General features: G+C 51.9%; 8 protein-coding genes and 2 pseudogenes. 6 read left to right on the top strand and 4 right to left on the bottom strand.

What is annotated here, in order from left to right; all coding sequences use genetic code 11:
• Nucleotides 1-20: 20 nt before the first annotated feature.
• On the bottom strand, nt 21-1,526 hold the full coding sequence (iolA, locus tag J4728_RS10165) for a malonate-semialdehyde dehydrogenase IolA (protein WP_000450729.1): 1,506 nt from the start codon (nt 1,524-1,526) through the stop codon (nt 21-23).
• Between the two features lie 15 nt (nt 1,527-1,541).
• Nucleotides 1,542-1,844, bottom strand: a pseudogene (locus J4728_RS10160) (hypothetical protein).
• Nucleotides 1,845-1,966: 122 nt separating this feature from the next.
• Between J4728_RS10160 and reiD the strand changes: the two are divergent.
• The 5 genes from reiD (at nt 1,967) to iolI1 (ending at nt 7,274) form a co-directional block, all read left to right on the top strand.
• Nucleotides 1,967-2,791, top strand: a complete 825-nt coding sequence (gene reiD, locus J4728_RS10155) for a myo-inositol utilization transcriptional regulator ReiD (RefSeq protein WP_000332219.1) — start codon at nt 1,967-1,969, stop codon at nt 2,789-2,791.
• Between the two features lie 259 nt (nt 2,792-3,050).
• Entirely contained in the window at nt 3,051-3,971 is a 921-nt protein-coding gene (gene iolE / locus J4728_RS10150; RefSeq protein ID WP_012601329.1) for a myo-inosose-2 dehydratase, read from the top strand.
• Nucleotides 3,972-3,989: 18 nt separating this feature from the next.
• Nucleotides 3,990-5,000 (top strand): inositol 2-dehydrogenase IolG1, encoded by a 1,011-nt coding sequence (iolG1, locus tag J4728_RS10145; protein ID WP_208211700.1) that lies wholly within the window; start codon nt 3,990-3,992, stop codon nt 4,998-5,000.
• A 96-nt stretch (nt 5,001-5,096) separates the two neighbouring features.
• Nucleotides 5,097-6,440 carry a lysosomal glucosyl ceramidase-like type III secretion effector SrfJ gene (srfJ, locus tag J4728_RS10140; protein WP_024156583.1) on the top strand — a complete coding sequence of 448 codons (1,344 nt, stop codon included), beginning with the start codon at nt 5,097-5,099 and terminating at the stop codon, nt 6,438-6,440.
• The gene (gene iolI1, locus J4728_RS10135; RefSeq protein ID WP_023224154.1) at nt 6,441-7,274 is read left to right on the top strand and encodes a 2-keto-myo-inositol isomerase IolI1; all 834 of its coding nucleotides are present in this window, start codon (nt 6,441-6,443) and stop codon (nt 7,272-7,274) included.
• Here the strand turns inward: iolI1 and J4728_RS10130 are convergent.
• Both J4728_RS10130 and iolC read right to left on the bottom strand, forming a co-directional pair.
• Nucleotides 7,271-8,433: pseudogene (locus J4728_RS10130) on the bottom strand (MFS transporter). The gene iolI1 and the pseudogene J4728_RS10130 sit on opposite strands and share 4 nt — an antisense overlap.
• A gap of 60 nt (nt 8,434-8,493) precedes the next feature.
• Entirely contained in the window at nt 8,494-10,431 is a 1,938-nt protein-coding gene (gene iolC / locus J4728_RS10125) for a bifunctional 5-dehydro-2-deoxygluconokinase/5-dehydro-2-deoxyphosphogluconate aldolase (protein WP_208211699.1), read from the bottom strand.
• A gap of 416 nt (nt 10,432-10,847) precedes the next feature.
• Between iolC and iolD the strand changes: the two genes are divergently transcribed.
• On the top strand, nt 10,848-12,788 hold the full coding sequence (iolD, locus tag J4728_RS10120) for a 3D-(3,5/4)-trihydroxycyclohexane-1,2-dione acylhydrolase (decyclizing) (RefSeq protein ID WP_208211698.1): 1,941 nt from the start codon (nt 10,848-10,850) through the stop codon (nt 12,786-12,788).
• Nucleotides 12,789-12,828 lie beyond the last annotated feature (40 nt).

Here is a 12,828-nt window from a genome sequence, read left to right as displayed (position 1 = left end):
TTCTCCTTCCTGAAAGCGTATTAACCGAGAGTCGGCATACTGAACTCCGATACGATCTGCTGTCCGTTCGGCCAACGCGAGGTAACGGTTTTCATCCGGGTATAGAAGCGCACGCCATCCGGCCCATGGACGTTCAGGGCGCCAAACACCGAGCGCTTCCAGCCGCCAAAAGAGTGAAATGCCATCGGAACCGGAACTGGAATATTAATACCGACCATCCCGGCTTCAACCGACTGGGCGAATTCGCGCGCATAGTGACCGTTGGTGGTGAAAATCACGCTGCCGTTGCCGAATTCATGGGAGTTTACCGTGCTAATGGCGGTGGCATAATCCGGGACGCGCACAATTCCGAGAACCGGGCCAAAAATTTCTTCACGCCAGATGGTCATCTCAGGCGTGACGTTATCAAACAGAGTGCCGCCGACATAAAAGCCTTCAGGATATCCCGCCACGCTATAGTTGCGGCCATCCATGACCAGAGTTGCTCCCTCGCTAACCCCTTTGTCGATGTAACCCAACACTTTCTGTTGATGAGCACGTGAAACAACCGGGCCCATTTCATTTTCATCTTTGCCGCGCAGCTCTCCCGGGCCGATACGTAGCGCCGCAATCAGCGGTTTCAGGCGTTCGATTAGACGGTCCGCCGTTTCATCGCCCACCGCGACCACTACCGGCAGCGCCATACAGCGTTCGCCCGCGGAACCAAATGCTCCGCCCATAATGGCGTTGACGGTGGCGTCCAGATCTGCATCCGGCATGACGATTGCGTGATTTTTGGCGGCCCCGAAGGCCTGTACGCGTTTGCCATGGGCGCTGGCGGTGGTATAGATATGTTCCGCGACGGCGGAGGAACCGACAAAGCTGACGGCCTGTACGCGAGGGTCGCTGGTCAACAGGCTAGCCGCCTCATTGCCACAGTGAACAACGTTAAACACGCCGTCCGGCAGGCCAGCCTCCTGCAGAAGCTGCGCCATACGTAACGATGCGGACGGCACCAGTGCGGGCGGTTTCAGGACGAAGGTATTGCCGCAAGCCAGAGCAACCGGGAACATCCACATAGGCACCATTGCCGGGAAGTTAAACGGTGTGATGCCTGCCACAACCCCAAGCGGCTGCATTAATGAAAAGCTGTCAACGCCTGAGCCGACGTTAAAGGAGTACTCTCCTTTGCTGAGGTGCGGGATCCCGCAGGCAAATTCGACAACCTCTATGCCGCGCGTCAGCTCGCCAAGCGCATCTGACCAGACCTTGCCATGCTCGCTGACGATCAGCGCCGCCAGTTCGTCCCGATGCTTTTCCAGTAATACTTTGAATTCAAAAAGGATACGTGCCCGGCGTAGCGGAGTCATTTTACTCCATGCCGGAAAAGCCTCATGTGCGCTTTGAATTGCCGCCAGCATCTCCTCTCGGGTGCTCTGGGTGACCTGACGAATTACTTTACCGGTGGCCGGATTAGTCACCGGTAGCGTCTCGCCGCTGCTGCTCAGTGTCGTTTTACCATGAATAAAATTGCCGACTGTTTCCATCTCTTTTTTATCCTCTTAAACCGATGTTGACGACGTTCTGACTGAGCGGTCACAGGAAAGCCTGGTTATCTTCAGCCTAAAACGCATACCGTATTCAATGTAAATTTTAGGATTAAAAATTTCAAATTTATTTTTATGGAATTTTATTTTGAAAATTTGGCGACTGGTTTTTATACGAGGTTATGTGCGGCAAGAAACTCAAAATCTAATTAACTAATTGATTTTTATTGTTTTTATTTGGTGTGATATCAAGGGTTGTCTGTTGTAACGAGGAAAGATTTGGAAAAAACTATGATCTATATAGCATTTTTGTTTCATTTGCTGTGGTATAAAAATTCAAATTTCAGGGGGGGTTCGGCACCACAGTTTCGGATATTGGAGGGTAAATCATGCGCTTGTGCTTCTGTCCTTCAGAACGAGAGAATAAGGCTCAGCCCCAGTTGGCGTATGTGAGTCAGGTCAGTGAGAGCAATGGTCCGTTTGTCCGGTTCATGCATATGCACCCACAGACCGTTGAACTGATTCTTATCACCGAAGGAGACGGGGAGTATTTCATTGGCGATCGCATCTACCCGGTTCGTAAAGGCGACCTGGTCATTTATAACAGCCAGGTGGTGCATGATGAGTATCTGGAAAGCGGGCGGCCAATTGGCACTATTTGTTGTGGGATTAACAATATTTCGTGTCCGGGTCTACGTGAGAATGCGCTAATACCGGATGATATTGTGCCGGTTATTCCACTGTATCACCATTATGCGACGGTGGAAAAACTGATGAGCTCCGTGTTTACCGTTATTAATCAGCATGCGGTAGAAGGGCCAGCAATGGCGCAGCTATTGACCCAGGTAGTACTCAAATACATTGAGGGAAATGTCTTATTGCGCACAGGTAACGATGCCATACAGCGCCATGAAAATTTACTTGATTCAATAAAATCCTATATTGATCGCAATTTCTATGAGCCAATTCGGCTGGATACGCTGGCGACGAAATTTAATGTCAGTCCTTATTATGTTTCCCATGAATTTAAACGCCGCTATGGTTATTCACCGATGGATTACCTGATAAAACGTAGGCTGGGGGAGGCGCAATCGTTACTAACCACGGATGAAGGCGGGCGCGAAAAGATCACCTCTATTGCCTATCGTGTTGGCTTTAGCAACCTTAGTCATTTTCAGAATTACTTCAAAAATAAAGTGGGGAAAACGCCCGGTCAATATCGCAAGGACTATCGTAAAGCTAATTATTTATTATTTGAATATTAATGCTTGCTAAAATTTAATCGTCATGAGAATGGTCGCAATACTGCGGCCATTTTTTATTTGTCGGTATATTTTATGCGTTTATCTATAGCGCGAAAAGTCTGGCAATATCATTAAAGAGTGATGATTTTTTTGTGATACCTGACGCATTTATCCCACATCTTCAACCAGGATAGATAAAGTTTTTCAGGCTACAAAAAGTAATATGTTGTCCATCAAAGGTTAATTTGCATCGCGGTATGCAGTAAAAGCGTTTCATTAAGTGGGAGCCAGCAACATGTACAATGTAAAAAAGAGCATTAAGTTGGGGATTGCGCCTATCGGTTGGCGCAATGATGATATTCCTGAGATTGGTAAAGAAAATACATATAAACAAATACTTAGTGATGCCGCGCTTACCGGTTTTTCCGGGACAGAAGTTGGCGGTTGTTATCCGCAGGATCCTGCTGAGTTAAATAAAGAGTTAATGCTTCGCGGACTGGAAATACCAGGCCAGTGGTTTTCTTCCTTTATTATTCGCGATGGTATTGCATCTGCGATGAATGCTTTTGAACAGCATTGTGCTTATTTGCAGGCAATACATGCATATGTCGCCGTTGTTTCTGAACAAACTTATAGTATTCAAGGTATTATCGATAAGTGCGTTTATACAGAGAAGCCTAACTTCAGCGACAGCGAATGGCAGCTTTTATGCGAAGGACTTAATGCGCTTGGGAAGATTGCCAATGCGCACGGGCTGAAGCTCGCTTTCCATCATCATATGGGCACCGGTGTGCAGACTCTGCCAGAAGTGGATCGACTCATGGAGAATACCGATCCGCAATTTGTACATCTGCTGTTTGATACCGGGCATATATATGTTTCTGACGGCGATGTCATGCCGCTACTGAGTAAACATTTTGATCGTATTAAACACGTTCATTTTAAAGATGTGCGTAATGAAAAACTTAAAGCATGTCGCCTCGCGAAGAAATCCTTCCTCAATTCTTTCCTTGATGGTGTGTTTACCGTCCCCGGCGATGGAAATATTGATTTTAAATCCGTATTAGCTTATCTGGTCGGGCATCAATATTCTGGCTGGATTGTTGTTGAGGCCGAGCAGGATCCTAAGAAATATAACCCATTGGAATATGCGCAAAAAGGTAAAAAGCATATTGATGAGTTACTGAAAAATTATCTTTAATTGAAAAGGAAACAGAAAATGACTTTAAAAGCAGGTATTGTAGGTATCGGCATGATCGGCTCCGATCACTTAAGACGTCTGGCCAACACCGTGTCGGGTGTAGAGGTTGTTGCCGTATGTGATATCGTCGCGGGTAGGGCGCAGGCGGCGCTGGATAAGTATGCGATCGAAGCCAAAGATTATAATGACTATCACGATCTGATTAATGATAAAGACGTTGAAGTGGTCATCATTACCGCATCAAATGAGGCGCATGCCGATGTGGCCGTTGCCGCGCTAAATGCTAACAAATATGTTTTCTGCGAAAAACCGTTAGCGGTGACGGCTGCGGATTGTCAGCGTGTGATTGAAGCAGAGCAGAAAAATGGTAAGCGCATGGTGCAGATTGGTTTTATGCGCCGCTACGACAAAGGTTACGTTCAGCTGAAAAATATTATCGACAGCGGCGAAATCGGTCAGCCATTAATAGTTCATGGACGTCATTACAATGCCAGCACGGTGCCAGAATACAAAACGCCACAGGCTATTTATGAAACATTGATTCATGAAATTGACGTTATGCACTGGCTGCTTAACGAAGATTATAAAACCGTTAAGGTTTACTTCCCGCGTCAGTCCAGCCTGGTGACCACTCTGCGTGATCCGCAGCTGGTTGTAATGGAAACCACCTCCGGCATCAATATTGTGGTTGAAGTGTTTGTGAACTGCCAGTATGGCTACGACATTCACTGCGATGTTACCGGCGAGAAAGGAATGGCGGAGCTGCCAACCGTCGCCAGCGCCGCGGTACGGAAAGCGGCGAAGTATAGCACCGACATCCTGGTTGACTGGAAACAGCGCTTTATTGATGCCTACGACATTGAGTTCCAGGATTTCTTCGATCGTCTGAACGCAGGATTGCCGCCGGCAGGCCCAACGTCATGGGATGGTTATCTGGCTGCGGTTACCGCTGATGCCTGCGTGAAGTCTCAGGAAACAGGGAATACCGAGATTGTTGAATTACCCTCAAAACCTGATTTCTACAAATAAACCTTCCGCGTATTAAAACTCCTGCCGGATAGCGATGCTTAAGCGTCCTATCCGGCATATCACAATTTATTATCTTCTTTTATCCGGAACTTCCCTATGAAAGGCAGACTCATCTCTTCCGATCCGTATCGTCAGCAATTCCTTGTTGAGCGTGCGGTCTCTTTTTCGCATCGTCAGCGTGATTGCAGTGAATTAATCAGCGTCTTACCGCGCCACACGTTACAGCAGATTGACGGATTCGGCGGCAGCTTTACCGAAGGTGCGGGCGTGGTATTCAACAGCATGAGCGAAAAGACGAAGGCGCAATTTCTTTCCCTTTATTTTTCTGCTCAGGAACATAATTACACTCTGGCGCGGATGCCAATTCAGAGCTGTGATTTTTCCCTGGGCAATTACGCGTATGTCGATTCCAGCGCTGACCTGCAGCAGGGACGGCTCTCCTTTTCCCGCGATGAAGCGCATTTAATACCGCTGATTTCCGGGGCGTTGCGGTTAAATCCACAAATGAAGCTGATGGCTTCGCCGTGGAGTCCGCCGGCGTTTATGAAAACTAATAACGATATGAACGGTGGCGGCAAGCTGCGGCGCGAATGCTACGCCGACTGGGCCGATATCATTATCAACTACCTGCTGGAATACCGCCGCCACGGCATTAATGTGCAGGCGCTCTCCGTGCAGAATGAGCCGGTGGCGGTAAAAACCTGGGACTCCTGTCTGTATAGCGTGGAAGAGGAGACAGCCTTTGCCGTGCAGTATCTGCGTCCGCGCCTCGCCCGGCAGGGTATGGATGAGATGGAGATCTATATCTGGGATCACGATAAAGATGGCCTGGTGGACTGGGCTGAACTCGCCTTTGCTGACGAAGCTAATTATAAGGGAATTAACGGGCTGGCATTCCACTGGTATACCGGCGACCATTTTTCGCAAATACAGTATCTGGCCCAGTGCCTGCCGGATAAAAAACTCCTGTTTTCCGAAGGCTGTGTGCCAATGGAGAGCGATGCCGGTAGCCAGATTCGCCACTGGCATACCTATCTCCATGACATGATTGGTAATTTCAAATCGGGTTGTAGCGGGTTTATCGACTGGAATCTGCTGCTGAACAGTGAGGGCGGGCCGAATCATCAGGGTAATCTGTGTGAAGCGCCCATTCAATACGATGCGCAAAACGACGTGCTGCGGCGTAACCACTCCTGGTATGGTATTGGCCACTTCTGCCGCTATGTGCGTCCGGGGGCGAGGGTCATGCTTTCTTCAAGTTACGATAATCTTCTGGAAGAGGTGGGATTTGTGAATCCTGACGGTGAGCGTGTGCTGGTGGTGTATAACCGCGATGTACAGGAAAGGCGTTGCCGGGTGCTGGATGGCGATAAAGAGATCGCGTTAACGCTGCCGCCGTCAGGCGCCAGTACGTTGCTATGGCGGCAGGAGTCGATCTGAATGATGAAGCTGGGATTTAATGAAGCGACCTGTATGCGAAACTCCATGCTGGCACAGGATGTTGTGTTGGCGGAACGTTTTGGCTATGACTACATCGAAATCCGTCTGGATATGTTGCAGGAGTGGTTGCAGAAACATACGTTAAGCGAGCTGGCAGACATTTTTGCCGTCGGCCACCTTAAGCCCTGGGGCTACAATTCGCTGGAAGACATTACGTTTTGTGATAGCGAAAGCTGGGCGGAGAAACGGCGGCAGTTGGCTTTCGCCTGCCATGCTGGCTCAGTGGTGGGGGGGGATTGTCTGGTCGTGGTGCCCACCATTCGTCAGGGGGGAAATTTTCCGCCAGGGGAAACGGTGAAAGATTCAGTGAAGCGTCTGCGCGAGATGGCGGCAGTGGCGGAAGAAAGCCAGATGCGGCTGGCCTTTGAGCCGATCGGTTCCGCAGGATGCTGTGTGCGCAGTCTTGCCATGGCGATGGAGATCGTAGATGCGGTCGATCGCAGTAATGTCGGGCTGGTCGTCGATGCCTTTAACCTTTACCTGCACGATCAATGGCGGGATCTGACCACGCTTCGCCAGATCCCTGTGGAAAAGATCTTCGTTTACCATATTGATGACGCCGATAATCTGCCGCTGGCAACGCTGGAGCATTGCCATCGTCTGTTTCCTGGCAACGGCGTGATCCCACTGCATGAGATCACGCATGAGCTAGTGCAGAAGGGCTATGAGGGGATCTGTTCGCTGGAACTGTTTAACCCTGGCTACTGGCAGATGGCTGCCAGCGAAGTCTTTGCGATAGGGGCGGAAAAGACTCGCCCCTTCTTAACAGCTTAATGTTGCCGCAGCAGGAGATGGACAACCGCCGCGCCCAGCAGCGCGCAGGCCGCGGCCAGAAGAAAGACCTGCTGATAGCCGATAAACGGCGTCAGCAGGCCCGCTATTGGTCCGGTAAATCCGTAGGCCAGATCCTGAAACGCTGACCAGACGCCGAGGGCCGTACCACGAATCTCCGGTGGCACTCTGCGCACAACCTCTACGCCCAGCGATGGGAACATCAGCGAACAGCCGCAGCCGGTAATCGCCGCGCCAATCAGCGCAGCGCCTGCTGACGGAGCGGCCCACATTACCGCCAGTCCGGTCCCCTCTACCAGTAGTGAAAAGGTTGCGACCGTGGCGCCGCCGTAACGGTCGGGAAATTTGGCGCAGAAAAAGCGGACAGCGATAAACGCAATGCCAAACAGCGTTATCGCAAAACCGGTGTTATCCCAGTGACGCTCGTTGAACCAGAGGGCGGTAAACGCGCTTAGGGTGGCAAAACCAATGCCCTGGAGCACAAGCCCTGTTCCGGGCCGCCACACCAGGCCGACTACCCGTAGCACTGGCACGCACGGGCTGTTGGGATATTCCCCGGAATGCCATAGATGACTCCACTGGCGATGATCGGCAACAGCACGACGAGGAGCGCCGGAAGCGCCAGGCCGGCCCTGGCGTAAAGCGACAGCCCCAGCGGCGCGCCGATAGCCAGCGCACCGTAGGTCGCCATGCCGTTCCAGGAAATAACCTGACCCGCGTGGGTCGAGCCCGCCAGCCACATCCCCCAGGTTAAATTACCGGTCAAAATGAAACTTTCACCGATGCCCAGCAGCACACGACCAACAATCATTATGGCCCATGCGAGCAGCGGAACCGGGTGAGCGATTAGACTGACCAGCATCAGCAGACCTGATGCGGCGCAGTAGAACTGACCGGTGATAACCGTCCGACGTCCGCCTGACGTGTCGGCTTTTCGACCCGCGGCGCCCCGGGTAAGCAAGGTGGCGATAAATTGGCTGCCTACCGCGATACCGATCAACAGATCGCTCAGATGCAACTGCTGCTGAACGTACAGCGGCAGCATGACTAACGGGATGCCAATAGTCAGATAGTTGAGAAACATCGCGGCGCTGATGCGAAACAGCGTGATCGATGTGGAATGTTGTGTGAGAGCTGGCATGGAATCGTCCTTGAACACGTCCCTTGTCCGATGCAGACACGGGGCGTGATGAGGCAGGCATTAACGTGCCGGGCGGTATTCGCGCCAGTAGTCGATAAGCATGCGGTATTTTTGTTTCACCGTTGCGATGAGCTGTTCATCGTTAAGCTGGCCGCCTAACCACTGGCGTGACGGTTCGCCAAAGATGGTCCGGCCGACGGCGAAACCTTTCACCCAGGGCATATCCGCTGCTGCGGCGAATCCTGACTTCAACTCGCTTTCCGGTGCGTCCAGGCCAAGTATCAATATACCGCGACATTCAGGGTCATAATGCTCAATATGCTGGCTGATTTCTCGCCAACGATCTGGGCTTAACGGCGGCAGTTTCCACCAGTCCGGCAGGATCCCCAGTTGATAAAAACGTTCCACAATCTGAGGATAGTATTGCTCATTTTGGTCTGCCGCATCGCGCGGCAAGATGACTTCCAGCAGCAGATCGTGACCAGACTGGCAGCAGGCGCGGTAAACCTCGTCAATGAGCGCCTCTTGTTCAAGACGTACCGACTCTGCATCGAGTGGATGATAGAAGACCAGACATTTCACGACGTGCTCTTGCGGCCAGCTGACAAGCTGAGAGCCAATATCGCCATGTTCCAGCTTCAGCGGATACGAACCGGGCATCTCAACCGGTCGGCCAATCCACCATCCCTGGCCGGTCACGTCGTTAAGCGCCTGCTGACCAAAGGTGGTATCGGCAAGGATGCCGCTATTATTCTGTAAACCGGCCTCAAGCGCCGCCTGACGTGCCCCTTCCAGCAGTAGCATCTTCAGGGGGGGGATCGCGGATTCACTGGCGCCGACTTCATTTGCGATATCCACCAGTTGCTTGCGATGGTCAAAGGCGAATACGCACAGCTCCGGCCAGTGCTGTTTACGGGTTGTGACCCGATGAAGGTGATTCAGCCGCGGGTCTTTGTCTGGCCGGGTGATGGATTGTTCACGCGCGAGGTAGTCGTCCAGCTCTTTTTTGGTTGGCATGGCGGGGGCACAACCGTGGCGCGATACCACTAACGCGCCGCAGGCGTTTGCATAACGGCAGGCTTGCTCCCAGCTTTCATCGTTCAGGTATCCCCGCAGCAGTCCTGACATAAAGGCATCGCCCGCGCCCAGAACGTTCAGAACGTCTACGCGAACGCCGCTATGTATCTTCACCTGCGACCAGTCATCGGCGATGTTGCCTTCAAAGACTGAGCAGCCCAGCGCGCCGCGTTTGCACACCAGTACGGCCTGGGTCAACTGACGGACGCGCCGCAGGGCGGTCAGCATGTCGGTACTGCCGCCGGCGATATGGAATTCTTCTTCGGTCCCAACGATCAGATCGAAATGGCGCAATACCTGCTGGAGCTGTTCGGTAACCTGTGATGAGGCGATGAAACGCGTTTCACCGTCTCCTAGCGACGTCAGGCCCCACAGTACGGGGCGGTAGTCGATATCCAGTGCCCGCCGCAGCCCGTGTTTTTGCGCATACTCCAGCGCTTTAAGAACGGCGGCGCGCGTATTGGGGTGAGAAAGATGGGTACCGGTGACGGCTAATGCGCGTGAAGAAGCGATGTAATCTTCGCGGATATCCTCAGGTGTTAGCGCCATGTCCGCGCAGTTATCGCGGTAGAAGATCAGAGGAAAGGTGTCCTGATCTTTAATGCCGAGGATCACCAGCGCGGTCAGACGATCGCGATCCGACAGCAGGCACTGCGTATCCACACCAACGCGGTTTAATTCTTCACGAACGAAACGTCCCATATGCTCATCGCCGACGCGGGCCAGCATAGCGGAACGTAATCCCTGAATGGCCGTGCCGTAGGCAACATTGCCTGACGATCCCCCTAAATATTTAGCGAAAGTCGTCATATCCTCCAGCCGCGACCCGATTTGTTGACCATACAAATCAACGGCGACTCGTCCCAGACAGATAACGTCCAGCGGCTTTTGCTCACTACTGACTGCTTTATTCATTGACATATCCCCTAACAGAAGACGGTGTTATTTTTGCCCATACTAAGGTTTGGTGATTTCATTTTCAATAAAAATGGAAATAATGTTTTCATTTATTGTTTGAACAAGATCACAGAAATGGCATTTCCGGGCAACGGATATAATCATTTTTTGTTGTGTTTTTTGTTTTAATTGATTGATTATTAATGTGTTATTTCTTTTAAAAGCACGTGGAAGATAAATTTCATTTTCATGAAAAATACGCCTAAATGGCGAAATTTTTTAACCGTTTTTTGATCTCCTTCCCATAAATGAAATATAAATTCCATATAATTGTGAGAACGGAAATTTTGATCCTATGATAAGTCTCTGTGTTTTTGGGGCTGAAGCGATGCATAAGCAGGCAACGACAGCCGAACGGTTGATAAAAGCAGGTGGGGTACATGAAAACAATCAGGTTGACCATGGCGCAGGCTTTGGTGCGCTTTCTTGATAATCAGTACATCGACGTAGACGGCAGCGAAATCAAATTTGTAAAAGGGATTTTCGCCATTTTTGGCCACGGGAACGTCGTCGGATTGGGGCAAGCGCTGGAAGAGGACTGTGGCCAACTTAGCGTTCATCAAGGGCGTAACGAACAGGGAATGGCGCATATCGCGACGGGGTTTGCCCGCCAGATGCGTCGCCATCAGATTTATGCCTGCACCTCCTCAGTGGGGCCAGGGGCCGCCAATATGATCACCGCAGCGGCGACCGCGACGGCTAACCGTATTCCACTGCTTTTGCTGCCGGGCGATGTGTACGCATCGCGTCAACCCGACCCGGTTTTGCAACAGGTTGAACAAGAACACGATCTGACGCTGAGCACCAATGACGCTTTCCGTGCAGTTAGCCGCTACTGGGATCGCATTACGCGTCCGGAACAGCTAATGAGCGCCTGTATCAGCGCGATGCGGGTGTTAACCGATCCGGCGGATACGGGGGCCGTGACGCTTTGCCTGCCACAGGATGTGCAGGGTGAAGCCTGGGATTATCCGGATTATTTTTTCGCTCGCCGGGTCTATCGTCTTGAGCGTCACGCGCCGACGGAGCCGATGCTGAACGAGGCGGTTGCGCTGATTCGCCGCCACCAGCGGCCGCTGATCGTTTGCGGCGGGGGCGTGAAGTACTCGCAGGCTGAAGAGGCGCTGCTGAGATTTGCCGAACGCTGTCATCTGCCGATTGCTGAAACCCAGGCTGGCAAGGGAGCGCTCAGTTCTGCACACCCGCTGAACGTCGGCGGGATTGGCGAAACCGGTTCACTGGCGGCGAATCTGCTGGCGCAGGAGGCCGATCTGATTATCGGTGTAGGGACGCGCTATACCGATTTCACCACCTCCTCAAAGTGGATCTTCCAGAATCCCGACGTGCGCTACTTAAATATCAACGTTAGCCGCTTTGATGTCTTCAAGCTGGATGGCGTACAGATGCAGGGTGACGCTCGCGTCGCCCTGACGCAGCTTAGCGAACGGCTGGCCCAGGAGCATTATGCTTCGCAATGGGGTGAGACTATTCACCGCGTCCGCTCGCAATATATGGCGGAAGTTGAGCGCGTCTATGCTGTGGAATATAGCGGAGAGGGCTTCAAACCTGAAATTGAGGATCATATGGATACTCAAAAGGTGTTTGAAGAGTTTAATGAGATTACGCGGTCGTGGCTGACCCAGACGCGCGTGTTGGGCGTGCTTAACCGGATGTTGCCGGAAAACGCGCTGGTGGTGGCGGCGGCGGGCAGCCTGCCGGGCGACCTCCAGCGTGTCTGGCAAAGCCGCGGCGAGAATGATTACCACGTCGAGTACGGCTACTCCTGTATGGGCTACGAAGTCAATGCCGCATTGGGGGCCAAACTGGCGCAGCCGGAGCGCGAGGTGTACAGCTTCGTGGGCGACGGTTCGTTCATGATGCTGCACTCTGAGTTGGTCACTTCCGTCCAGATGGGGAAAAAGATTACCGTCATTTTGCTCGATAACATGACCAACGGCTGTATCAATAATCTGCAAATGGAACACGGTATGGACAGTTACTTCACCGAGTTTCGTTTCCATCAGCAGGAGAGCGGTCGTCAGGAAGGCGGGTTTATCCCGGTCGATTTCGCTCGCATCGCTGAAGGATATGGCTGTAAAAGCTATCGCGTCACCACCATTGAACAACTGCATGAAGCGTTGGAAGATGCTCGTAAACAGACCGTGAGCACGCTGATAGACATAAAAGTGCTTCCCAAAACGATGGTGCATAAGTACCTGAGCTGGTGGCGCGTTGGCGGGGCGCAGGTATCCCGTAGCGAACGTATCCAGGCGGTAGCGCGTATTCTTGAGGAACATATCGGACAGGCCCGGCAGTACTGATTAATTTGCCGTCGTTCAGGTTGCAGAAGTGTGGTTATTG

The organism is Salmonella sp. 32070601201500089SM, assembly GCF_017573605.1.
Classification (GTDB): Bacteria; Pseudomonadota; Gammaproteobacteria; order Enterobacterales; family Enterobacteriaceae; genus Salmonella; species Salmonella enterica.
Note: the sequence above shows the minus strand (reverse complement) of the source record. Positions and strands in the feature narration are given on the sequence as shown.

Excerpts from the sequence above, each read along its gene's own strand:
- iolC (WP_208211699.1), bottom strand. The coding sequence starts at position 10,431 with ATGTCAATGAATAAAGCAGTCAGTAGTGAGCAAAAGCCGCTGGACGTT.
- iolI1 (WP_023224154.1), top strand. The coding sequence starts at position 6,441 with ATGATGAAGCTGGGATTTAATGAAGCGACCTGTATGCGAAACTCCATG.
- iolG1 (WP_208211700.1), top strand. The coding sequence starts at position 3,990 with ATGACTTTAAAAGCAGGTATTGTAGGTATCGGCATGATCGGCTCCGAT.
- iolD (WP_208211698.1), top strand. The coding sequence starts at position 10,848 with ATGAAAACAATCAGGTTGACCATGGCGCAGGCTTTGGTGCGCTTTCTT.
- iolA (WP_000450729.1), bottom strand. The coding sequence starts at position 1,526 with ATGGAAACAGTCGGCAATTTTATTCATGGTAAAACGACACTGAGCAGC.
- srfJ (WP_024156583.1), top strand. The coding sequence starts at position 5,097 with ATGAAAGGCAGACTCATCTCTTCCGATCCGTATCGTCAGCAATTCCTT.